Genomic DNA, 22,243 nt, shown 5'->3' on the forward strand with positions numbered 1-22,243 from the left:
CCGTTACGACGATTACGACTCCGTACTCGACGAAGGAGGCCCTCGTGGCCACACCGGTGCACCCCCTGCTTTTCGCCCGCTCCAAACCTGAGGCGGAGCCCTACGTGGAGCACTCCGCCGAGCCCGACGACGACCGCCTGTGCATATTCAGCGCCGAGGCAGCCCATGCCGAGGCACCCCTGACCAGCGAACCGCCCCTTCCCGACGCCGAGCCGCTCACCAGCGAGCCGCCGCTCTCCGACGCGGCACCCCTGACCAGTGAGTCCGACGCCGCCCTGGACTCCGGCACCACGAGGCCGTAGATGACCCCACCCCGGCCGGTCCTCACCGAGGACCTGTCCCGGCTCGCCGAGCTGCACGGCGTCGCCGCCTCCTACCGCCCCTCCCCGGACCGCACGGTCACGGCCTCCGCCGCGGCCGTCGTCCGGGCCCTGGCCGCCCTCGGCGTGGACGCCGGCACCCCGGAGGCCACCCGCGCCGCGCTCGCCGACCGGGAGCGGGAACTGAGCGAGCGGCTGCTGCCGCCGACCGTGGTCCGCTGGAGCGGTGCCGCCGCGCCTGCCGCGCCTGCCGGGCTTGGCGTGCCTGTCGTACCTGCCGGGCCCGCTGTGCTTGCCGCGCTGCCGGAGGGGACCCTTCTGCGTGTCGAGACCGAGCAGGGTGAGAGCCGCGCCGATGTCGAAGACCTTCCGCCGGGGGTTCATCTGCTGACGGCCACCGCGCCCGACGGGCGCACGGCCCGTGCCCACCTCGTTGTCGCACCGCCCCGGCTGCCCACGCCCACCACTCGGTCCTACGGGCTTCTCGTCCAGCTCTACTCGCTGCTGTCCCGGCGGTCCTGGGGGATGGGTGACCTCGGTGACCTGGGAGAGCTGGCCGGGTGGGCGGGGCGGGCGTTGGGGGCCGGGTTCGTGCAGGTCAATCCGTTGCACGCGGCCGTTCCGGGGGCTCCGACCGATCCGTCGCCCTATCGACCGTCCTCACGGCGGTTCCCTGATCCGGTGCATCTGCGGGTCGAGGATGTTCCCGAGTACGCGTACGTCGTCGGAGAGGGCGGCGAGCGAGTGCGGGGGGCGTCGGGGCGGGCCGGGCAGTTGCGGGACGCGGTGCTGGAGAAGGGCGCGCTGATCGACCGCGACGCCGTGTGGGGGCTCAAGCGGGAGGCGCTCGAAGCCGTGGGTGAGGTGCCGCTCGGGCCCGGGCGGCGGGCCGCCTACTGCGACTTCCTCGCCGAGCAGGGGCAGGCCCTCGAGGACCATGCGACCTGGTGTGCGCTCGCGGAGGTGCACGGGTCGGACTGGAGCCGGTGGCCGGTGGGGCTGCGGGACCCCCGCTCGGCGGAGACCGCGCGTGCGCGGGCCGAGCTGATGGACCGGGTCGACTTCCACTGCCGGCTCGCCTGGCTCACCGACACGCAGCTCACCGGTGCGCAGCGTGCGGCCCGGGAGGCGGGGATGCCGATCGGTCTCGTGCACGACCTGGCGGTCGGTGTGCACCCTGAGGGGTCCGACGCGTGGGCGCAGCAGGAGTACTTCGCGGCGGGGATGTCGGTGGGGGCGCCGCCGGACGCGTTCAACGCGCGCGGGCAGGACTGGGGGCTGCCGCCCTGGCGGCCGGACCGGCTGGCCGCGTCGGGCTACGCGCCGTACCGCGACCTTCTGCGCGGCCTCTTCCGGTACGCGGGTGCGCTGCGGATCGATCACGTGATGGGGCTGTTCCGGCTGTGGTGGGTGCCGCAGGGGGAGGCGCCTACGGAGGGTACGTACGTTCGTTACGACGCCGAGGCCATGCTTGCGATCCTGGTGCTGGAGGCGTCGCGGGCCGGGGCGGTGGTGATCGGGGAGGACCTGGGGACGGTGGAGCCGGGGGTGCGGGAGGCGTTGCGGGAGCGGGGGGTGCTCGGGACGTCGGTGTTGTGGTTCGAGCGGGACTGGGAGGGTGACGGTCGGCCGCTGCGGCCCGAGGACTGGCGGGCCGACTGCCTTGGCACCGCCACGACGCACGACCTGCCGCCCACCGCGGCTCGGCTCGCCGGGGAGCATGTCGAACTCCGGGACAGCCTGGGGCTGTTGACGGGGGACGTCGAGACGGAGCGGGCGGAGGCGGCCGCCGACACGGGGGAGTGGCTGGCGCTGCTCGCCGAGCTCGGTCTGCTGGAGGGTGGGTCCGGGGGGGTGGGGGCGCCCTCGGAGGAGGCCGAGATCCAGGCCGTCCACCGCTTTCTCCGCCGGACGCCCGCGCACATGCTCGGCATCTGGCTCCCCGACGCTGTTGGCGACCGCCGGCCCCAGAACCTTCCCGGGACCTGGGACCAGTACCCGAACTGGCGCCTGCCGATCGCCGACGCGGAGGGCCGCCCGGTGACACTGGAGGAGCTGGCGGCTTCTCCGCGGGTGCGGGCGTTGGTGGAGGTGTTGAGGGAGGGGTAGGGCGGTTGGGCGTTGGGCGTCGGGTGGGTGGCTGGGGCGCGTGCGGCCGGTGGGTGGGTCGGGGGTGTGGGGGTGCGGCGAGCCCGTCGCCTGTCGGGCCCCTCTGTCCCGCTGCCACAGTGCACCGGCGTCGGGACCAGCTACGCGACGGGCTGCGCCACACCCCCACACCCCACGCCCGCCGTCTGGCGGCCTGCCCGCCACGGTGGCGCGCGACGGGCTGCGCCATGCCCCCACACCCCACTCCCGCCGTCTGGCGGCCTGCCCATCACGGTGGCGCGCGACGGGTCGCGCCATACCCTCACACCCCACTCCCGCCGTCTGGCGGCCTCCCCGCCACGGTGGCGCGCGACGGTCGCGGCCCGGCCCCTGTGCCTCTCATACGGCACCCCGGGCGCGCAGCCCCTCGCGGCGTTCGCTACTTTTGCAGGGTGGACAAGAAGAACGCCCTGCGCGCCGGCGCCCTGGCTGCCGGTACGACGCTGATGATGCTGCTCATGTCGTCCCCTGCGCTCGCGCTGACCCGCGACGACGGCGACGACCCCGGTCAGGGCCTGAGCGTCATCGAGACGCTGGGCCTCTATGTCCTGGCCCCGCTCGTGATCTTCGCGGTCATCACCGGTCTGGTGATGGTCCTGGACGGGTCGACGGACCGCGAGCCGAAGACGAAGGGCAAGGCGAAGGCGAACGCCGGCGCCTGACGCGGGCGCCCTCGGCGTTGCTGAGGAGGCCCCGTGAACGTCATCGTCGTCGGCTCCGGACCCACCGGCCTGCTCCTCGCCGGTGACCTCGCCACCGCCGGCGTCTCCGTCACCCTCCTCGAAAAGCGCCCGCGCGGGATCGGCAACCTCTCGCGCGCCTTCGTCCTGCACGCCCGCACCCTCGAACAGCTCGACGCGCGTGCCCTGGCCGACGAGTTGGAAGCCGTGGGGCGCCGGCTCGACCGGCTTCGTCTTTACGGTCGCCTCGACATCCGCCTCGACACGCTTCCGTCCCGCTTCAACCACCTTCTTGTGATTCCCCAGTACGAGGTGGAGAGGGTTCTGCAGCGGCGCGCCGTCCAGGCCGGTGTCGACTTCCGGTACGAGACCGAGGTGACCGGACTGGCCCAGGACGGGGACGGGGTCGTCGTCGAAGCGCGCGGTGCGGGCGAGAGGCCGGTGATGTTCCGCGCCGCCTACGCCGTCGGCGCCGACGGCATGCGCAGCGTGGTGCGGGATGCGATCGGTCTGCCGTTTCCCGGCCGGTCGGTCATCCGGTCCGTCGTCCTCGCCGACGTCCGCCTCGCCGAGCCGCCCGAGACCCTGCTCACGGTCGACGCCGCCGGTGACGCCTTCGCGTTCCTCGCGCCCTTCGGCGACGGCTATCACCGGGTCATCGGGTGGCACCGTGGCCGTGACGTTCCCGAGGGCCGGCCCGTCGACCTCGACGAGGTCAAGGAGATCGTCCGCCTCGCCCTGGGGCGTGATTTCGGGATGCACGACGCCCGCTGGATGTCCCGCTTCCACAGCGACGAACGCCAGGCGCCCGCCTACCGCGTGGGCCGTGTCTTCCTGGCCGGCGACGCCGCGCACGTGCACACGCCGGCCGGTGGCCAGGGGCTGAACACCGGCCTTCAGGACGCGGCCAACCTGAGCTGGAAGCTGGCCCACGTCGTCAAGGGGCACGCCTCCCCGGAGCTTCTCGACACCTACCAGGCCGAACGGCATCCGGTCGGGAGGGCGGTGCTCCTCAGCAGCGGCGGCATCGTCCGGCTGGCCCTGGCCAGGCGTCCCTGGACTCGGGCGCTGCGGGGCTTTCTCGCGGCATCCGCGGACTTCGCCGGTCCCGTGCGGCGCAGGGCCCTGGCCCAGGTCACCGGGATCGGGTACAGGTACCGCGCCCCCCGGGGCTCCCATCGGTTGACCGGGGTCCGCGTTCCGGATGTCCGTCTCGCCGGTGGCGGTCGTCTGCATGAGGCCCTGCGTGGTGGGCGCTTCGTGCTGATCACCCCGGAGGCGTACGAGGATCGGGGGGAGAGGGAGGACCGGCTGAGCGTGGCTCGTTGGGCGAGTGATCGGTGTACGGCTCTGCTGGTGCGGCCCGACGGGTATGTGGCCTGGGCGGCCGACCGTGCCGAGCGGGCGGCGATCGAGGCGGCCCTCGCCGCGTATGTCGGATAGGCCCTAGTGGGTGGGGCCCTGCGTTCCCGCTAGCAACTCCCGCAGCAGGTCGGCCAGTTGGTCGGCCTGTTCCTCGTTCAGGGCGTTGGCCAGGGCCTCCGTCTGGACGGCGAGGCCCGCGCCGACCGCCTCGTCGACCAGGGCCAGGCCCTGGTCCGTGAGCGTAACGTGCAGAGCGCGGCGGTCGTGCGGGTCGGGGGAGCGGCGCAGCAGGCCGGCGCGTTCCAGCTTGTCGAGGCGGCCGGTCATGCCGCCGGTGGTGAGCATGAGGGTCGCCGAGAGCTGGCGGGGGGAGAGGGTGTACGGCTCGCCGGCGCGGCGCAGGGTGGCGAGGACGTCGAACTCGCCGCGCGCGATCCCGAACCGGGCGTACGCCTGCTCCACGCGGTCGCCCATCGTGCGCGAGAGCCGGTAGACGCGGCCGAAGACCTCCATCGCCCGGGTGTCGAGGTCGGGCCGGACGGCGGCCCACTGCTCGATGATCGCGTCGACCGGATCGTGGGGGGCGGAGGCCCCCGGCCGGGGGCTCTGTGGGGGGTGGCTCTGCGTCATGGGGCGAGTATCCGGGCACTTTCGCTCGACCGCAAGAAAGTGGCTTGACGGTAAGTTGCTTAGCGCTAAGCTAATTGCGAGCTAACTCAAGGGGGTCCTTGCCATGACGGCGAAGGTCAGCACCGCGTCCCTGCCGGGCCGGTGGGTTCTGCCGGTCACCGCCGCCGTCAACGGCGTCGCGACCGGCATGTACGTCCCGTTCACGCTGGTGTTCTTCCACCACGTCACCGGCCTGTCCTTCACCGTCGTCGGCGCCGTGCTCACCGCGACCGGACTCGTGGGCCTCACCCTCCTCCCGCTCGTCGGGGCGGCCGTCGACCGGTACGGCGCCAAGCGCGTGCAGTACGCGTTGTACGGCGTGCGGGTGGTGGGGTTCGCTCTCTATCCCTTCGCCCACTCCCTCGCCGCCTTCGCGGCCGTCGCCCTGGTCACCGCGGCCGCCGACCGCGGCTTTCCCGCCGTACAGCAGACCCTGATCGGTGAGGTGGCGCGCGGGGCCGAACTGGACCGGCTCCAGGCTGCCACCCGGGCGCTGCAGAACGCCGGGTACGGGGCCGGGGCGCTGACCGCCACGCTGGTCATCGCCTTCGCGGGCGGCACCGGCTACACCTGGACCGCCTGGGGCAACGCGCTCTGCTTCGCCCTCGCCGCACTGCTGCTGCGCCCGCTCAGGCCGGTGCGGGCGAGCGAGGGGGCGGGGGACGGGCGTACGGGCGCCGGGTACCGGCTCGTCCTTGCCGACCGGCCCTTCCTCGTCGTCACCGGCGCCAACTTCCTCAACGCGCTGAACTACTCGGCCCTGTCGGTGCTCGTCCCGCTGTTCGTCGTGGAGTGGCTGCGTGGGCCCGCGGCGCTCTCCGGGGCCGCCTTCACCCTCAACACGGTGGTGTGCGCGGTGGCCGGGGTGTACGTGGGCGCCCGGGTGCGGCGGACCGGGGCCCGGCGCACCCGGGCGGCCGCTCTCGGCGGTGGACTGTTCGCCGTCGGGTTCGCCGCGCAGATCGTGCTCGGCACCCTGCGTCCCGGCTCCGCCGCGGTCCTCGGCACGGCCCTGGCCGCCGTGGTCCTCGTCCACACGTTCGGCGAACTGGTCCACAGCCCCGCCGCCGAGGTGCTCGCCGTGGCCGCGGCGCCCGAGGAGCTGCGCGGCCGGTACATGGCGGCCTACCAGATGTCCTGGTCGCTGGCGAAGACGGTGGCGCCGTCGATGTTCACGGCCCTGCTCGCCGTCGACGGCCGGGTGCCGTGGGCCGTCCTGATCGTCACCTCGGCGGTGGCCGCGGGCCTGTTGATCCGAGTGGAGCGCCACCTGCCGGCGGAAGCGGTACGGCCCGTGCCGGTCGCCGTCGCGCACGGAACCGGCGCGTCGACCGCGGCCACCTCGTCCGTCACCGCCTGAGCCATCAACCTCTACTCTCCGAAGGGACCCGGCCATGCGACGGTTCGCGACCCCCCTGCTGACCGCCCTCGCCCCCGTCTCCTGGGGCACCACCTACGCCGTCACCACCGAGTTCCTCCCGCCCGACCGCCCCCTGTTCACCGGCCTGATGCGCGCCCTGCCCGCCGGGCTGCTGCTGCTCGCCCTCGCCCGGGTGCTGCCGCGCGGCGCCTGGTGGTGGAAGGCGGCGGTGCTCGGCGCACTGAACATCGGCGCCTTCTTCCCGCTGCTGTTCCTCTCCGCGTACCGGCTGCCCGGTGGCATGGCGGCCGTCGTCGGCTCGGTGGGGCCGCTGTTCGTCGTCGGACTCTCGGCGCTGCTGCTGGGGCAGCGGCCGACCGTACGGACCGTACTCACCGGTGTCATGGCCGCGTTCGGCGTCAGCCTGGTCGTGCTGAAGGCGGCCGGGGCGCTGGACGCGCTCGGCGTGGCGGCGGCCCTCGCCTCCACCGCGTCCATGTCCGCCGGCACCGTGCTGACCAAGAAGTGGGGCCGGCCGGACGGAGTGGGCCCGCTCGCGCTCACGGGCTGGCAGCTCACCGCGGGCGGTCTGCTCATCGCCCCCGTCGCGTTGCTGGTCGAGGGCGCCCCGCCCGCGCTGGACGGCCGGGCGATCGGGGGCTACCTCTACCTCGCGCTGGCCAACACGGCGGTCGCCTACTGGCTCTGGTTCCGCGGCATCGGCCGCCTCTCCGCCACCCAGGTCACCTTCCTCGGCCCGCTCTCCCCGCTGACCGCCGCCGTGGTCGGCTGGGCCGCCCTCGGCCAGGCGCTGACACCGCTCCAACTGGCGGGCATGGCCCTGGCGTTCGGCGCGACGGTGGTGGGGCAGCTGAGGGGAGGAGGCCATCGGGCTACGGGGCCCGCACCGGTTGCCTCCTCGGGGAGCAGCCCCTTGAAGACGGCGTCGCACCGATAGGGAAGGGGCGTCCGGTGCGACACCGGGCGCCCCTCATCCACGGAGCGACGACTACTGCGCGTCCGCCGCCTGGGCCCTCAGGGCGCGCTCCACACCCGCCCGGTTCTCCGAGATCAGGCGGCGCAGGGCCGCGCTGTGCTCGGCAGCGGCCAGCCAGGTGCCCGTCTTGCCCAGGGTCTCCTCGGAGACCTGGAGGGACGGGTAGAGGCCGATGGCGATCTGCTGCGCCATCTCGTGGGAGCGGGACTCCCAGATGCCCTTGACCACCTCGAAGTACTTGTCGGCGTACGGGGCGAGCAGCTCGCGCTGGTCGGTCTGGACGAAGCCCCCGATGACCGCCTCCTGCACGGCGTTCGGGAGCTTGTCGGACTCGATGACCGACGCCCACGCCTCGGCCTTGGCCTCCGGCGTCGGGCGGGCGGCGCGGGCGGTCGCCGCGTGGCGCTCGCCGGCCGCCGTCTTGTCACGCTCGTACTCGCCCGCGATCTCCGTCTCGTCGAACCGGCCCACGGCCGCCAGACGCTCCACGAACGCCCAGCGCAGCTCGGTGTCGACGACCAGGCCCTCGATCGTCTGGGTGCCCTCGAGCAGGGCGTCCAGCAGGTCCAGCTGCTCCGGCGTACGGGCCGTCGCCGCGAAGGCGCGCGCCCACGCCAGCTGGTGGTCGCTGCCCGGCGCCGCCGCGCGCAGGTGGGCCAGGGTGGCGTCCGTCCAGCGGGTCAGCAGGGCCTCGCGGGCGGTCGGGTCGGCGTACAGGTCGATCGCCAGCTTCACCTGGCGGTGCAGCGACTGCACCACGCCGATGTCGGACTCCTTGCCGATACCCGACAGCACGAGGGAGAGGTAGTCACGGGTCGGCAGTTCCGCGTCCCGCGTCATGTCCCACGCCGACGCCCAGGACAGGGCACGCGGCAGGGACGACTCGAAGTCGCCGAGGTGCTCCGTGACGAACGCCAGGGACTTCTCGTCCATCCGGACCTTGGCGTACGACAGGTCGTCGTCGTTGAGCAGGACGACATCCGGGCGACGCTTGCCGACCAGCTGCGGTACGGCCGTCAGCTCGCCGTCGACGTCCAGCTCGATGCGCTCGTCGCGCACCAGCTTGCCGCTGTCGTCGTCGAGGTCGTACAGACCGACCGCGATGCGGTGCGGGCGCAGGGTCGGCTCACCCTTGGCGCCGGCGGGCAGGGCGGGGGCCTCCTGGCGGATCGCGAAGGAGGTGACCACGCCGTTCTCGTCGGTCTCGATCTCCGGGCGCAGGATGTTGATGCCGGCCGTCTCCAGCCACTTCTTCGACCAGGTCTTCAGGTCGCGGCCCGAGGTCTCCTCCAGGGCGCCCAGCAGGTCGGACAGGCGCGTGTTGCCGAACGCGTGCGCCTTGAAATACGCCTGCACGCCCCGGAAGAACTCGTCCTCACCGACGTACGCGACCAGCTGCTTCAGCACGCTCGCGCCCTTGGCGTACGTGATGCCGTCGAAGTTGACGAGCACGTCGTCCAGGTCGTTGATCTCGGCCATGATCGGGTGCGTCGACGGCAGCTGGTCCTGGCGGTACGCCCACGTCTTCATGGAGTTGGCGAAGGTGGTCCAGGAGTGCGGCCAGCGCGACTCGGGGTGGGCCGCCTGGCACGCGATCGACGTGTACGTGGCGAACGACTCGTTCAGCCACAGGTCGTTCCACCACTCCATGGTGACCAGGTCGCCGAACCACATGTGGGCCAGCTCGTGCAGAATCGTCTCCGCGCGCACCTCGTACGCCGCGTCCGTCACCTTGGACCGGAAGACGTACTGGTCGCGGATGGTCACCGCACCCGCGTTCTCCATCGCGCCCGCGTTGAACTCCGGCACGAACAGCTGGTCGTACTTCTCGAACGGGTACGCGTAGTCGAACTTCTCCTGGAACCACTCGAAGCCCTGCCGGGTCACCTCGAAGATGGCGTCCGAGTCGAGGAACTCGGCGAGGGAGGGACGGCAGTAGATGCCGAGCGGGACGGACTGCCCGTCCTTCTCGTACACACTGTGGACGCTGTGGTACGGGCCGACGATCAGCGCGGTGATGTACGTCGAGATGCGCGGCGTCGGCGCGAACTCCCAGACGTTGTCCTTGGGTTCGGGCGTCGGTGAGTTGGAGACGACCGTCCAGCCGTCGGGCGCCTTCACCGTGAACTGGAAGGTGGCCTTCAGGTCCGGCTGCTCGAAGCTCGCGAAGACCCGACGGGCGTCGGGCACCTCGAACTGGGTGTACAGGTAGGCCTGCTGGTCCACCGGGTCGACGAACCGGTGCAGGCCCTCGCCGGTGTTGGTGTACGCGCAGTCGGCGGACACGCGGAGCACGTTGCGGCCCTCGAGCAGCCCAGGCAGGGCGATCCGGGAGTCCTTGAACACCTCGGCGGGGTCGAGCGCGTCCCCGTTGATCGTCACCTCGTGGACGGTCGGAGCCACCAGGTCGATGAAGGACTCCGCGCCGTTCTCAGCGACGTCGAAGCGCACCGTGGTCACGGACCGGTAGGTACCGCCCTCCTGCGCTCCGGAGAGGTCGAGATCGATCTCGTACGAGTCAACGGTGAGCAGCTTCGCCCGCTGCTGCGCCTCTTCGCGAGTCAGGTTTGTGCCAGGCACGCGGTCATCTCCTCGTTATGTGTCGGTTGCGTCATCCTTCCACGGGATCGACGCCGGGGGCGACGACCACGTGCCCGAGGCGCCCGACCCGTTGGGCCGCTGTGGCCCGGCGGAACGTGACGTCCGGATTCCGCCGGTGGGCCGGGGCGGTGAGCGGGAGGCTCGACGCATGACGACTCACACGGAAACCCGCTCAGAAGCCCGCACAGAAACCCGCCCAGAAGCCCACACCGCACGGCCCATCCCGGCGGACGCCCTCGCCGAGCTGCGCTCCGCCGACGACGCGGGCCGCCCGACCCTCCCCGTGATCGACGAGGAGGGCGGCTCACCCCTGCGCTGCTGCCTGCGCCACAGCGAGCCCGGTGAGCGGATCGCCCTCGTCTCCTACGCGCCCCTGCGCCGCTGGGCGGCCGAGACCGGCGCCCAGCCCGGCCCGTACGACGAGCAGGGCCCCGTCTTCATCCACGCGCGCGCGTGCGAGGGCCCGGCCGGGGACGGATGGCCGTTCACCGGCTCCCACCGCACCGTCCGCCGCTACTCCGCCGACGGGCACATCCTGGGCGGACGGCTCGTCGAGGACCCCGACGGGTTCGACACGGCCTTCGCCGAGGCGTTCGCCGACCCCGAGGTCGCGCTCGTCCACGTCAGGGCCGTCGAGTACGGCTGCTTCCTGTACGAGGTGCGCCGCGGCTGAGGCGGGAGCGTGGGGCGCGGGGCTTAGGGGTCCTTGCACTATGCCCGCCCGGGTCGCGCGGCCTGGCACCGCACCTCGCCGCGTTGCCGAAAAGCCCTAGTAACTCCGCTACGAGGGCTCTCCGGCGCCTTGCGATGCACGGCACCAGACCACGCGACCTGATCGGGCGCTCATAGTGCAAGGACCCCTTAGCCGCCGACCCCGACCCGCCACGGCCCGTCCGCCTCGATGCGCAGCAGTCCGGGGCGCTGCACCGGGGCCAGCACGTCGAGGCGGCCGACCTCGTTGACGAGGAGGTCCTCCTCGTCCTCGGGCATGTCGGGCAGGGTGGAGCGGATGTGATGCCAGACGGCGAAGTTGCTCTCGCCCTGGTGGACGAAGGACAGCACGCCCGCCCCGCCCTCGTACAACAGCAGGTCCGGGCCACGCCCGTTGAGGCTGTGGTGCAGGCGCCGGGCGTGGCCGAGCGGAAGCACCCGCAGCGTCCAGGACGTGTCGGCCCGCACGAGCAGGGACAGCGGGCGGTCCTGCGGGACCATCGCCACCGAACGGCCGTGGACCTCGTCCTCGTAGGCGGACAGCAGGTCCCGGTCGCTGCGGCCGTACGCGTCGCAGCTGTCCACGTGCACGGAGATGCTGTCCCGGCACTCGATCTCGACGACCACGCGGCCGCCGGGCGGCAGGTTCGGCGGGCAGGTGACGCGCTGCTTGCCGGTGCCCTGGTGGACGAAGGCGGGAAAGGAGGCGGCCAGTTCGGCCGCCAGCAGCTGGTCGGGGTCCATGGTGGTGAGGGGGGCCGGGGCCGGAGCGGGTGCCCGCGGCATGGGCGGCGTCGGGGGCGTCGGCGCCTGGGCGCCCGGCTCGTCCTCCACCGTGATGCCGAAGTCCGTCGCGAGCCCCGCAAGGCCCGAGTCGTAGCCCTGCCCGACCGCGCGGAACTTCCAGGCGCCGTTCCTGCGGTAGAACTCGCCGAAGACGAACGCCGTCTCCGTGCTCGCGTCGTCGATCGCGAAGGACGCGACCGGCTGCCCGGCCGGCAGCGCGACCCGCACGTCCAGCAGGGGTATCTGTCCAAATGTTCCGGCGTCGGCCGAGGCGGCCACCACGACCCGGTCCACCCCGGGCTCCACGGCCGCCAGATCCAGCCACAGCCAGTCGGCGCTCGCGCCCCCTGCGCCCTGCCCCTTGCCCAGGTGGCGCACGGTGCCGGAGGGGTGGGCGGGCTGGTTGTAGAAGACGAGGTCGGCGTCGGATCGGACCCGGCCCGCCGCGTCGAGCAGCAGAGCGGAGACGTCCACATCGGGAACGCCGGGCCCCTGCTGCCAGGTCACCGCCACCTGGAGCGCTTCCGCGGGAACGGGCAGATTGCCGCCCTTGGCCATCTGGGTCATGGCTTGATCGTCACACGAATGCGCCGGGCACCGGGCCGGATTCGTCCAGTCCGGAAAAGGAGAAGGGGACGGGCACCTTCCAGGCACCCGCCCCCTCGAAAGACCCGCGCGTCAGCCCTTGAGTTCCGCCGCCACCAGCTCCGCGATCTGTACGGCGTTCAGCGCCGCGCCCTTGCGGAGGTTGTCGTTGGAGACGAACAGCGCGAGGCCGTTCTCCACCGTCTCGTCGCGGCGGAGGCGGCCGACGTACGCCGGGTCCTGACCGGCCGCCTGGAGCGGGGTCGGGATGTCGGAGAGGGCGACGCCGGGGGCGCCGGCCAGCAGCTCCTGGGCGCGCTCCGGGCTGATCGGACGGGCGAAGCGGGCGTTGACCTGGAGGGAGTGCCCGGCGAAGACCGGGACGCGCACACAGGTGCCGGAGACCTTCAGCCCGGGGATCTCCAGGATCTTGCGGGACTCGTTGCGGAGCTTCTGCTCCTCGTCGGTCTCGTTCAGGCCGTCGTCGACGATGTTGCCGGCGAGGGGCAGCACGTTGAAGGCGATCGGACGCTTGTAGACGGACGGCTCGGGGAAGTCGACCGCGCCGCCGTCGTGGGTGAGCTTGTCGGCGTCGGCGACCACCTTCTGCGCCTGGCCGTGCAGCTCGGCGACGCCCGCGAGACCCGAGCCGGACACCGCCTGGTAGGTGGCGACGACCAGCGCCTCGAGCCCCGCCTCCTCGTGCAGCGGCTTCAGCACGGGCATCGCGGCCATCGTCGTGCAGTTCGGGTTGGCGATGATCCCCTTGGGGCGGTCGGCGACCGCGTGCGGGTTCACCTCGGACACCACCAGCGGCACGTCCGGGTCCTTGCGCCACGCCGAGGAGTTGTCGATCACGACGGCGCCCTGCGCGGCGACCTTCTCGGCCAGCGCCTTCGACGTCGCGCCGCCCGCGGAGAACAGCACGATGTCCAGGCCGGAGTAGTCGGCGGTCGCCGCGTCCTCCACCGTCACGCCGTCCAGGACGGACCCCGCGGAACGGGCCGAGGCGAACAGGCGCAGCTCGGTGACCGGGAAGTCGCGCTCCTTGAGGATCCTGCGCATGACCGTGCCGACCTGCCCGGTGGCTCCGACGATTCCGACCCTCACGGCGACTCCCTCTGTCTGTCTCTTCACGTGCCTGTTGTCCGGCCGAGGCATTTCCATCATGCGGCCGACCCCGACCCGCCTGCCAATTCTTTGCGCCGCCCGCCCGAGGAGTGGGACGCGACGATCCGACGGCCGGTTGCGGACCTGCGGTGTCCACCCCGGCTGAGCTGGAGATATTCGCCCGCAGATGGTCCCTGACCGCAAGCTCGCCTGCCCGTCCGCGACCTGGGCACACGGGGATGTGACGTACGCCTCTGTCACGCGCCGGAAACCCGGTCGAACGTTTTCCCCCACAGCGGCGTCATAGGGGAAACGCGGCGAGGGGAGGGGTGGCTGTGCTGCGCAGAATGGCTCGCCGCGGCCAGGGGGACGAGGTGCGGGACGACCCTCTGGACGCGGCGCAGGAACGCCGGGTGCGGGCGGTGCTCGCACTGGGCGGGGTGCCGCAGGCGGACCTGCCGGACGGGGTGCAGCAGGTCCGCCTGCGGTTGCTGGAGCGGGCGGCCGACGGGCGGGAGGCGCCGCGGGACGTGTCGGCGTGGGCGGCGGTCGTCGCCTCCAACCTGGCCATGGACTGGCACCGCGCCAAGCGCCGCCAGGAGCGGGTCGGGGAGCGCCTGGCCTCCCTGCGCCAGCTTGAGCACCCCTCCGGCGAGGACACCAGCGTGCTCTCCCTCGCCGTCGCCCAGGGCCTGGACGAGCTGCCCGACGCCCAGCGGCAGGTCCTCGTCCTGCGCTTCTACGCCGACCTGCCGGTGCGCTCCATCGCCGAGGAGCTCGGCGTCCCGGAGGGCACGGTCAAGAGCCGCCTGCACACGGCGGTACGGGCCCTGCGCGCCCGCCTGCACGAGGACGAGGTGGTGTGACATGCCCGCCGAACACGACAACTCCCCGGGCCGCGACGGTTCGCCGGGCCACGGGGGCTCGCTCGGCGACGACGGCTCGCCGGGCCGTGACGGCAACCTGGGCGACGACGGCTCGCTCCGCCATGACGGCTCGCCGGGCCACGGCGGCTCCCCGGCCCACGGCGACTCGCCGAGCGGCGGCTCCCCGGGCCATGACCGCTCCCCGGCCCACGACGGCCGCGAGGTCTACGACGGCATGGACGCGTTGATGGTCGCGATCACCGGCGCCGCCCTGCCCGAGCCGGCGCGCGGGGACGGCGCGTTCATGGCGGGGCACCGGGCGGCGGTGGCCGATGTGGCGCTGCTGCGGGAGCAACTGGGGATCATCGCCGACGCGTTGACGGAGCCCGCAGGCCGTCCCGCACACGAACCTGCACACGAGCCCGCTTCCGCACCCCGGGAAGCCCGACGGGTACGGCCCTCCCGGCCCCTGCCCCGCCCCCGGCGCCGGCTGCTGCCCGTCGCTCTCGGGGCCGTCGGTGTGGCGGTCGCCGGTGCGATGGTGACCGGTCTGGGGTGGCTGCTCGTGCAGGCCGGGGGCGGCGCGGACGACTCGGGTGCCACGGCGGCCTCCGACTCGAAGTCGGAGGCGAAGGGGGAGGCGACTTCGAACAGCGCCCTCGGCAACCCCGGTTACCTCGCCTGCGCCCGCCTGGTCGTGGAGGGTGACGTGACGAAGGTGGTCCGCGACTCCGGCACCGGCGAGGACAGCGTCACCCTGCACGTGACCCGCTTCTACAAGCCCGAGCAGGGCAAGGACGAGGTCGGCTTCGTGCTGGACTCCGGCACGGACCCGCTGCTGAGCGAGGGCGACCACGTCCTCGTGGGCATCTCCCACGGCTCCGCCTCGCCAGACGTGTGGATCGTCGGCGACCGGGAGATCGCCCGTGAACGGGACGCCGTGGTGCGGGCGTTGCCGGAGTCGCGCGGCACGCCCTGCGAGTGACCGGCACCCCGCACCGACAGCAGAGGGGCGGGCGCCCTTACGGACGCCCGCCCCTCGACCGATGCCGGTCCTAGTTGAACTTGTCCCACACCCAGCTGCCGGTGTCCTCCGGCGGCCCCGTCGGCTTGGACGGCTTGGGGAGAGGAAGGTCGCCGGGGTCCCCCGGGTCGGAGTCCGCGGGCGGTGCCTGCGCGGCCCGTACGGAGGGAGCGCTGTCCGACGGCGTGGTGTGCAGGATGCCGAGGGCCAGCGGAAGCGCCAGCGTCGCGACGGCTGCCGCGGTGCCGACGGCGATTCGGACGGCTCGCCCGGTGACGTGTCTCATTCTCTGCCTCTGCCTCTGCGATTCTCGGTGCCGGTCGTCATGCGTGGTGCGTCGTGCGTCGTGCGTCGTGCGTCGTACGTCCTGCATCGTGCGTCCTGCGTCGATCTGGGATCGATCATCCGGGGTGCCCATGTCCCTGTCAGCAGTTCCCGGTGGCCTCAGGCGGACATGGCATCGTCATGCCAGCCATCTGCCCGTCGCCGGGGTGTGTGCGTGGGCGCTCAGATAGCGGTCGGGCCTGCAGTCGCTGAGCATCCAGTCCGGCAGCAGGCCCGGGATGTCCAGCCACTGCCGCCATCCGTACCGGGCCCTGACCACCGCCTCGTCCAGGCTCGCGGCCTCGACGAAGGTCATGCCCACCAGGCGCCCGCCCCAAGGGGCCAGCGTGACGTGCGCGATGCCCGGCTGCGGGGCGGCCCGGATGCACCGGGAGATCGCGTCGAGCCGCTGGTCACCGGGCACGGCGGCCGGCGGTCCTGGGCCGTCGGGGAAGCCGGGGGCCGGTAAGGGCAGGAGAACGACCTTGACTGCGTACACCCGACCGACCCTAGGCACGAGACAGGTCCGTACCTCCTGCGTGGACGTGTCAGCCCCTGGTCATGGCAGGGAGCGGCCAGCCTCCGAAAGGCGCCGCGGGAACCGTCACAGCCAGCCGCGCCGGACCGCCTCGGCGCCCGCCTGGAAGCGGCTCAGTACCCCCAGACGCTTCTGCAGGTCGGCCGTGTTGCGGCGGACCGTGCGCAGCGAGACCCCCATCTTGCGGGCGATCCCCTCGTCGGTCAGACCCGCCGCGAGCATTTTGAGCAGGGCCGTCTCCCGGTCGCTCGGCGCGTCCTCGGCGACGCCCTGCGGTGCCGTGCCGAGCGGCACCGCGTTCTCCCACACCAGGTCGAACAGCTCCTCCAGCGCCTGCACCATGCTGGGGTAGCGGATCAGCAGCGCTCCCTGCCTGCTGTCCTCGGCGTCGATCGGGATCACGGCCGAAGTGTGGTCGCAGAGGATCATCCGCATGGGCAGGGTGGGGACCGTACGCGTCTCACCGCCGACGGAGGCGAGCCAGGTGGCGTAGGAGACGGTCGCGGGGTCGTTGCGGACGCTGTCCAGGTAGACGGTCCGCATCCGCACCCCGCGCGCGAGGTTCTGCTCGTCCAGTGGACGGCCCGCCTCGAGTGCCGCCGCGCTGAGCGCCCCGCCGGGTACGAAGGTGCGCACCTCGCTGGTGGCCTGGTGGGCCAGCTCCATCAGCCGTACCCGCACGGCGTGGACGCCCTCCAGCCGCTCCACCCCGCTGTCGCTCCGGTGGGCGGCGAGCGACGCGTACTCGGAGGTGAGCGCGGCCAGCGCGGCCCGCTCCTGGGACAACCGGGCCCGCTGCTCGTCGAGTTCGGCCTCCTTGCGCAGGAGCAGCGGGGAGAGGCTGATGTCGGGACTGACGGGCACGAACTGGTGGTCGGCGGCCTCGTGCAGCAGGGACAGCTGGGTGAGCCGGTCGAGTGCGGCGCGGACCTCGGCGGTGGTGAGACCGGTCTCCCGCTCGATGTCCTCCAACGTCCAGGAGGGGTGCAGCAGAAGGGATCGGTAGACGTCGTGGGTCGGTCTGTCGATGCCGATGGTCTCCAGCATGGTTCCCCCACAAGGACGGTGACTGGTGGTGACTGACTGGTCAGGTCGCGTGGGCTGACGGTATCCGATCCTCCGTTCGAGGCGTCGGAAGTTGTTCATTGGCATCCCCCGGCCATGGCCGCCGGGTGCCAGCCGACATGCACACCACCGGGGGTTGCGCGGCCCTAGTGTCGGGTGCACCGGGAAGCGGAGGACGGATTCCGGCCTCCACCCCGGTCACTTGAGATCACTCAACCCACCATCTCCGTAAGGGAGTTCACGCATGTCCGCGAACAGACCCAGCTCCGCCTGGCGCACCGCCGCCCGTGCCGCCCTGACCGTCGCCGCGGTCACCGCGCTGGCCGCGGCCGCCCCGGCCGCTGCTCACGCGGACGGCACGGATCCGGCCACGGACGACGTCGTCGTCGGCACGGCGCCCCCGGCGGAGCCCGAGGAGGACGTCACCGACGTGCCCGAGGCCGAGGTCACCCAGCCCCCGGCCACCGACCCGGGCGACATCCAGCTGCCGATCCCCACCAAGCCGAAGCCCACCGACGGAACTGACGCCGAGTACTGCGACCGGGCCAACGTCTACACGCCGAAGACCAAGGGCGCGAAGTACCACAAGGGCGTCGGCGCGACCCTCTCCAACACCAACAACACCTCGCGCACCGCGAAGTCGACGTTCACCTCCGAGGTGTCCGGCACCGTCGGCGTCAGCGTCTCGGGCGGCCTCTCGGTCGGCGTCGACGTGATGATCGCCAAGATCGAGGCGAAGTACGACGTCAACCTGTCCGCCTCGATGACCGCCAAGCTCGGCAACAGCATCAGCGTGGACACCCCGTCGCGGAAGACGACCAACGCCAAGTACGGGGTCTACCGGCTGAAGAACACCGGCACCAGCTACATCATCTACAGCAACTGCCAGACGTCGGCGAAGAAGACCGTCACCAGCTACACGCCGCTGAAGGTCGGCTGGTACCTGTGGGAGGGCTGAGCACACGTCGCCCCGCACGGGGCGCCGTCCTCGCGGTGTCCTGCCTGGTGGCCCTGCTGACCAGCGGCTGCTCGGCGGACGACCCCGGCGCGCGGGGCAGTGCCACCCCCTCGAAGAGCACCGGATCCGCCCGGCCGGCGGCGGCTTCCGCGCAGGGCTCGGCACGGGGCGAGCACATCGACGGCGAGACCGTCACCGAGGCGCCGCAGATCATCGACGGCGAGGTGATCGAGTCCGTGGCGAACGTTCGGGGGAACCGCGTCATGGAACTGGACGGAGGGGTGCGCCCGGGACCGGTGTCCATCGCCGTGAACTGCCAGGGCAAGGGGACGCTGACGGTGGAACTGAAGCCCGTGGGCCTCAGCTTCCCGTTGGAGTGCGTCGACGGCGAGGTCAGCAGCACGTACAACCAGATCGCGCTGAAGAAGGCGCGCAAGGACGCCGTGCTCCAGGTCACCGCGGGTTCCGGGGTGCGCTGGGCGCTGACCGTCGGGCAGTGAGGGGTCCGTGGCGCGGGGGAACCGCCACGGGCGGAACGGGGCGGGGGCGGATGCCCCGAGGGAACATCCGCCCCGCGAACACGGAAGCGGTAGGGACGCCACAGGGGAGCGCCCGTGCCGTGACCGTGCCTTGAGTGGGCCGCGCCTGACCAGCGCGGCCCACTCGGGGATCACCGGCAGCCGGTGACCTCCGCGATCACCGTCAGCCGGTGACCTTCTCGATGGTGACGGTGCCGATACCGGCAGCGGTGCCGCGGCCGTTGACCAGCCGGACCTCGCCGAAGAACTGCCGGCCGGCCGCACCGGCGGAGCGGACCAGGACCTCGGCGGAGACCTTCGCGGAGGCGCCGCTCGCGAGCGAGACGGTCTTGCCGGCGTCGACGTTCACCGAGCCCAGCGTGGACGAGAAGTACACGTCCTTGTAGGCGTACGTCGTCGAGCCGGACGGCACGCTGTAGCCGTCGATCCGGACCGTGTACGTACCGGCGGCGGGCTTGGTGAGGCTGACCGCCTCCTCCGAGTCGCCGTCCGCGGACTGACCGACCGTCACACCGTCCTTGAGCACGACCAGGTCGAGGTCGGCGGCCGCGTCGGAGACGTCACCGATGGAGATGTCGAGGCGCTCGACACCCTCGGGGACCTCGACCGTCTTCGTCTGGACGTCACGGTGGGCGATGGTCGGCGTCTCCAGCTTCGCCGAGCCCAGCGAGCCGCCCTGCAGCTTGCCCTCGATGGCGGCGAACGCGTTGGTCACGGTCCACTCGGCCGCGATCGGGGTGCCGACCTTCGCCTCCGGGATCGTGGTCACGGCCGGGTCGAAGGAGGTGCCGAGCACCGACACGTCGAGCTTGTAGGGGTTGTCGAGGTACGGCGAGGTGCGCCGCGACTCGACCTCGATCTCCCAGACGCCCGGCTGCGGGTCGACGTAGGTCCGCAGGTCGGGACGGCAGGTGTTGGGGTCCGAGGGCAGCGAGTAGTCCGGGTAGCAGTAGATCGTCGCGCTGTCCTCGACGGCGACGCCGTGCGGGTGGATGGAGATGAAGCGCGTCTGGCTCTTCTCCTTCAGCCCGCCGAGCGCCACCTCCAGGGTCTTCGCACCCTCCGGCACCGTCACGAAGTACGACGTGGAGCTGTTGCGCTGCACGGAGGAGGAGGCGGACAGGGCGTACGACGGCTTCGCCAGCGGCTGCGAGACGACGACCGTGGCGAGGATCTGCTTGTCCACGCCCTCGGTGCGCTCGTCGTCGGCCTCCAGGATGGCGCTGTGCACGCCCGCGGTCCTCGCCTGCGCCTGGACCTTGACGGTGACCGGCTTGTTCAGCGGCAGCACGATGTCGTCGTCGCCGAGAAGACGGAACGTACCGTCGTTGTTCTTCCACTCCAGCTCGTGCCGGACCGGACGGTCGGGGCCGGACGTGCGGGTGATGGTGACGTCGTACGTCTTCTTCTGCTTGGCCTTCAGGCCGCCCTCGCGGTCGTAGAGGCCGGTGCCGAAGCCGGGGGTCGCCAGGAGCTGGTCGATCGCGGTGTCGACCGGGGCCTTCACGGTGTAGTCGTGGGCGGTCGCGCCGTCCTTGATGGCGTCCCAGGCCTGCACGATACGCATCAGGCCGGCGCCCTGCTCGTGCGCCTGCACGCCCTTGATCTGGCGCGCGGTGCTGGTCAGCGCGGTGCGCAGGGTGAGCGGCGACAGCTCGATCTTGCGCTGCTTGGCGGCGGACAGCAGCAGCGCGCTCGCGCCCGCGGCCTGCGGGGAGGACATCGAGGTGCCCTGGAGCATGCCGTAGCCGGGCGGCAGGTCGTAGCCGGACTCGGCGACGGGCGCGCCGGGCGCCCAGGTCTGGATGGTGTTGATCGCCGCGCCGGGGGCGGTGATGGTCGGGGTGAAGCCGCCGTCCTCACGCGGGCCGCGCGAGGAGAAGGGGAACATGGCGTACTTCGTCTTCACGACCGAGCCGTAGTTGGCGGCCCAGGTCTCCTTGGAGACGGAGGCGCCGACGGAGAGCACCTTGTCGGCGAGGCCGGGGTCGCCGATGGTGTTGGTGCCGGGGCCCTCGTTGCCCGCGGAGATCACCAGCTGGACGCCGTAGGTGTCGATGAGCCGCGTGTAGAGCTGGGCCCGGGCGTTGTTGCCGTCGTTCAGCGGCGGCAGACCGCCGATCGACATGTTGACGATGTCGACGCCGCGCTTGGTGACGAGGTCGATCATGCCCTCGGTGAGCGCGATGTTGGTGCAGCCGCCGGTCCAGGTGCAGGCGCGCGAGGAGACCAGCTTGGCGCCGGGCGCCGCACCGTTCATCTTGCCGCCGAAGAGGCTGTTGGCGGCGGTGATGCCCGCGACGTGCGTGCCGTGCCGGCTTTCGATGACACCGATGTTGACGAAGTCGGACTTGTCGCCGGCCGCGTTGTAGACGACGTCCTTGCGGGTCTCGACCACGAAGGGGATGCGTTCGGCGATCGGCGTGGCCGGGTTGTCCGTGCCGAAGTAGCCGATCTGGAAGCCGTCCTTGTACGGCTTCAGCGCCTTCTCGTCGGTGAAGTCGGCGTCGCCGTCGAGGTCCACCCGGACCGTGCCGGCGGCCGCGTCGTACAGCACGCCCCACACGTCGGTGGTGTCGCCGTCCCGGTTGAGGTCACCGGCCATGTCGCCACCGAGGGTGGCGGACTCGGCGAAGGTGCGGAACTTGAAGTCGCCCGCGGGCGCCTGCCAGGTCTTGCCGCCCGCGGTGAACACCGGGCCGGTCACCGGGGCGTTCATCCGCAGCCAGGTGCCGTCGCTGTCGGCCACCGGGTCGGTGGCCGTCACCCAGTCGACGATCTTGCGCTCGCCGGTGGTGGTCTTCTGCAGCGCCGGGTGGGCGATGTCGACACCCGAGTCCAGGATGCCGATGGTCACCCCACGGCCGTCGTACGTCGGGTGGTCCTGCACGAAGGAGACCGCGCCGGTCTCGAAGGACGGGTTGTACGGGTTCACGGCCGGCGTCTTCTTGTCCGGCGCCGCGTATCCGGCACCCGAGGCCGACGAGCCCTGGGAGGCCGTGCCGTCCGGGGCCGGGTCGTCCAGCTTGATCTCCTGCTTGAGGTCGATCGCCTGGACGGAGGAGAGCTTCAGTGCCGCCGCGAGGGTCTTGTCCGCCTTCGCGGTGGGAACGGTGGCCCGGACGTAGCCGAGCTTGTCGTCCCGCTTGCCGACCAGCCCGCCGTCGACGGAGTCCAGCTCCTCGGCGACCTTCTCGGTCTGTCCGGGGGCGGTCGCGACCATCAGCGTGATGGTCTTGTCGCCGTCGGCCTTGGCCTCGGCGAGCAGGCCGGCGTCGTCCGAGCCCAGCTTGTCGTGGGCCGACTTGACGCCGGGGTCGGCCGTGGCCGGCGTCTCGTCCGCGGAGAAGGCCAGGGGTATCGGCCCGGCTGCGGAGAGCGCGGCGACCAGACCCGCGGCCACGGCTATGCGGGCCACGCGTCTCGCGCCCGTTCTCGGATCGCTCTGGGGGGTGAGGCTCATCGGCATCCTTTGTCGGTAAAGGAAAGTGCGTCGAATGACCGCAAAGCTTTACTCAAGAGACAGATATTTGGGGAGTGTTGACCGAATCGATATGGATCTATGGGGAAAACCCCCTATGAGCTTTGCGGCTTGGG

The 22,243-nt window shown here is 72.0% G+C and carries 19 protein-coding genes; 11 read left to right on the forward strand and 8 right to left on the reverse strand.

The window, feature by feature from the left end; translation table 11 throughout:
• Nucleotides 1-44 precede the first annotated feature (44 nt).
• From ACFYWX_RS08050 to ACFYWX_RS08065, 4 genes are all read left to right on the forward strand, one after another.
• Nucleotides 45-302: a hypothetical protein gene (locus tag ACFYWX_RS08050; protein WP_389423128.1), complete on the forward strand. Its 258-nt coding sequence runs from the start codon at nt 45-47 to the stop codon at nt 300-302.
• On the forward strand, nt 303-2,429 hold the full coding sequence (gene malQ, locus ACFYWX_RS08055) for a 4-alpha-glucanotransferase (RefSeq protein WP_389423129.1): 2,127 nt from the start codon (nt 303-305) through the stop codon (nt 2,427-2,429).
• Nucleotides 2,430-2,860: 431 nt separating this feature from the next.
• The gene (locus ACFYWX_RS08060; RefSeq protein ID WP_389423130.1) at nt 2,861-3,130 is read left to right on the forward strand and encodes a hypothetical protein; all 270 of its coding nucleotides are present in this window, start codon (nt 2,861-2,863) and stop codon (nt 3,128-3,130) included.
• Between the two features lie 33 nt (nt 3,131-3,163).
• Nucleotides 3,164-4,591, forward strand: coding sequence for an FAD-dependent monooxygenase (locus tag ACFYWX_RS08065; protein WP_389423131.1), 1,428 nt, complete (start codon nt 3,164-3,166; stop codon nt 4,589-4,591).
• A 3-nt stretch (nt 4,592-4,594) separates the two neighbouring features.
• Here the strand turns inward: ACFYWX_RS08065 and ACFYWX_RS08070 are convergent, their stop codons facing one another.
• Complete coding sequence (locus ACFYWX_RS08070) at nt 4,595-5,143, reverse strand: MarR family winged helix-turn-helix transcriptional regulator (protein ID WP_389423132.1); 549 nt, start codon at nt 5,141-5,143, stop codon at nt 4,595-4,597.
• A 103-nt stretch (nt 5,144-5,246) separates the two neighbouring features.
• Between ACFYWX_RS08070 and ACFYWX_RS08075 the strand changes: the two genes are divergently transcribed.
• The gene (locus ACFYWX_RS08075; RefSeq protein WP_389423133.1) at nt 5,247-6,542 is read left to right on the forward strand and encodes an MFS transporter; all 1,296 of its coding nucleotides are present in this window, start codon (nt 5,247-5,249) and stop codon (nt 6,540-6,542) included.
• Nucleotides 6,543-6,576: 34 nt separating this feature from the next.
• The gene (locus ACFYWX_RS08080; RefSeq protein WP_389423134.1) at nt 6,577-7,500 is read left to right on the forward strand and encodes an EamA family transporter; all 924 of its coding nucleotides are present in this window, start codon (nt 6,577-6,579) and stop codon (nt 7,498-7,500) included.
• Nucleotides 7,501-7,551: 51 nt separating this feature from the next.
• On the opposite strand, the gene pepN is transcribed toward ACFYWX_RS08080, so the two are convergent.
• On the reverse strand, nt 7,552-10,119 hold the full coding sequence (gene pepN, locus ACFYWX_RS08085; RefSeq protein ID WP_389423135.1) for an aminopeptidase N: 2,568 nt from the start codon (nt 10,117-10,119) through the stop codon (nt 7,552-7,554).
• A gap of 169 nt (nt 10,120-10,288) precedes the next feature.
• Here pepN and ACFYWX_RS08090 point away from each other — a divergent pair, with 169 nt between their 5' ends.
• Complete coding sequence (locus ACFYWX_RS08090; RefSeq protein ID WP_389423136.1) at nt 10,289-10,813, forward strand: DUF1203 domain-containing protein; 525 nt, start codon at nt 10,289-10,291, stop codon at nt 10,811-10,813.
• 188 nt (nt 10,814-11,001) lie between these two features.
• On the opposite strand, the gene ACFYWX_RS08095 is transcribed toward ACFYWX_RS08090, so the two are convergent.
• Together ACFYWX_RS08095 and ACFYWX_RS08100 are read right to left on the reverse strand one after the other, a co-directional pair.
• Entirely contained in the window at nt 11,002-12,204 is a 1,203-nt protein-coding gene (locus ACFYWX_RS08095; RefSeq protein WP_389423137.1) for a TerD family protein, read from the reverse strand.
• A gap of 111 nt (nt 12,205-12,315) precedes the next feature.
• Nucleotides 12,316-13,332 carry an aspartate-semialdehyde dehydrogenase gene (locus ACFYWX_RS08100; protein WP_389423138.1) on the reverse strand — a complete coding sequence of 339 codons (1,017 nt, stop codon included), beginning with the start codon at nt 13,330-13,332 and terminating at the stop codon, nt 12,316-12,318.
• A 329-nt stretch (nt 13,333-13,661) separates the two neighbouring features.
• On the opposite strand from ACFYWX_RS08100, the gene ACFYWX_RS08105 reads away from it, so the two are divergent.
• Together ACFYWX_RS08105 and ACFYWX_RS08110 are read left to right on the forward strand one after the other, a co-directional pair.
• Nucleotides 13,662-14,198, forward strand: a complete 537-nt coding sequence (locus ACFYWX_RS08105) for a sigma-70 family RNA polymerase sigma factor (RefSeq protein ID WP_389423139.1) — start codon at nt 13,662-13,664, stop codon at nt 14,196-14,198.
• 1 nt (nt 14,199) lies between these two features.
• Nucleotides 14,200-15,183, forward strand: coding sequence for a hypothetical protein (locus tag ACFYWX_RS08110; RefSeq protein ID WP_389423140.1), 984 nt, complete (start codon nt 14,200-14,202; stop codon nt 15,181-15,183).
• A 70-nt stretch (nt 15,184-15,253) separates the two neighbouring features.
• On the opposite strand, the gene ACFYWX_RS08115 is transcribed toward ACFYWX_RS08110, so the two are convergent.
• From ACFYWX_RS08115 to ACFYWX_RS08125, 3 genes are all read right to left on the reverse strand, one after another.
• Nucleotides 15,254-15,508 carry a hypothetical protein gene (locus tag ACFYWX_RS08115; RefSeq protein ID WP_389423141.1) on the reverse strand — a complete coding sequence of 85 codons (255 nt, stop codon included), beginning with the start codon at nt 15,506-15,508 and terminating at the stop codon, nt 15,254-15,256.
• A 177-nt stretch (nt 15,509-15,685) separates the two neighbouring features.
• Nucleotides 15,686-16,045: a hypothetical protein gene (locus tag ACFYWX_RS08120; RefSeq protein ID WP_389423142.1), complete on the reverse strand. Its 360-nt coding sequence runs from the start codon at nt 16,043-16,045 to the stop codon at nt 15,686-15,688.
• Between the two features lie 105 nt (nt 16,046-16,150).
• Nucleotides 16,151-17,131: a LuxR C-terminal-related transcriptional regulator gene (locus tag ACFYWX_RS08125; RefSeq protein WP_389423143.1), complete on the reverse strand. Its 981-nt coding sequence runs from the start codon at nt 17,129-17,131 to the stop codon at nt 16,151-16,153.
• 262 nt (nt 17,132-17,393) lie between these two features.
• Here ACFYWX_RS08125 and ACFYWX_RS08130 point away from each other — a divergent pair, with 262 nt between their 5' ends.
• Entirely contained in the window at nt 17,394-18,107 is a 714-nt protein-coding gene (locus ACFYWX_RS08130; RefSeq protein WP_389423144.1) for a hypothetical protein, read from the forward strand.
• On the forward strand, nt 18,095-18,607 hold the full coding sequence (locus ACFYWX_RS08135; RefSeq protein ID WP_389423145.1) for a hypothetical protein: 513 nt from the start codon (nt 18,095-18,097) through the stop codon (nt 18,605-18,607). Before ACFYWX_RS08130 ends, ACFYWX_RS08135 begins: the two co-directional genes overlap by 13 nt.
• A 202-nt stretch (nt 18,608-18,809) precedes the next feature.
• Here ACFYWX_RS08135 and ACFYWX_RS08140 read toward each other — a convergent pair whose 3' ends face one another.
• On the reverse strand, nt 18,810-22,109 hold the full coding sequence (locus ACFYWX_RS08140; protein WP_389423146.1) for a S8 family serine peptidase: 3,300 nt from the start codon (nt 22,107-22,109) through the stop codon (nt 18,810-18,812).
• Between the last annotated feature and the right edge of the window lie 134 nt (nt 22,110-22,243).

Source organism: Streptomyces sp. NPDC002888 (assembly GCF_042888465.1).
In the GTDB taxonomy this organism is placed as follows: Bacteria; Actinomycetota; Actinomycetes; order Streptomycetales; family Streptomycetaceae; genus Streptomyces.

Bases quoted from the DNA above. Each gene is read 5' to 3' on its own strand.
- malQ (WP_389423129.1), top strand. From the start codon at position 303: ATGACCCCACCCCGGCCGGTCCTCACCGAGGACCTGTCCCGGCTCGCC.
- ACFYWX_RS08070 (WP_389423132.1), bottom strand. From the start codon at position 5,143: ATGACGCAGAGCCACCCCCCACAGAGCCCCCGGCCGGGGGCCTCCGCC.
- ACFYWX_RS08075 (WP_389423133.1), top strand. From the start codon at position 5,247: ATGACGGCGAAGGTCAGCACCGCGTCCCTGCCGGGCCGGTGGGTTCTG.
- ACFYWX_RS08080 (WP_389423134.1), top strand. From the start codon at position 6,577: ATGCGACGGTTCGCGACCCCCCTGCTGACCGCCCTCGCCCCCGTCTCC.
- ACFYWX_RS08090 (WP_389423136.1), top strand. From the start codon at position 10,289: ATGACGACTCACACGGAAACCCGCTCAGAAGCCCGCACAGAAACCCGC.
- ACFYWX_RS08095 (WP_389423137.1), bottom strand. From the start codon at position 12,204: ATGACCCAGATGGCCAAGGGCGGCAATCTGCCCGTTCCCGCGGAAGCG.
- ACFYWX_RS08110 (WP_389423140.1), top strand. From the start codon at position 14,200: ATGCCCGCCGAACACGACAACTCCCCGGGCCGCGACGGTTCGCCGGGC.
- ACFYWX_RS08115 (WP_389423141.1), bottom strand. From the start codon at position 15,508: ATGAGACACGTCACCGGGCGAGCCGTCCGAATCGCCGTCGGCACCGCG.
- ACFYWX_RS08125 (WP_389423143.1), bottom strand. From the start codon at position 17,131: ATGCTGGAGACCATCGGCATCGACAGACCGACCCACGACGTCTACCGA.
- ACFYWX_RS08130 (WP_389423144.1), top strand. From the start codon at position 17,394: ATGTCCGCGAACAGACCCAGCTCCGCCTGGCGCACCGCCGCCCGTGCC.
- ACFYWX_RS08140 (WP_389423146.1), bottom strand. From the start codon at position 22,109: ATGAGCCTCACCCCCCAGAGCGATCCGAGAACGGGCGCGAGACGCGTG.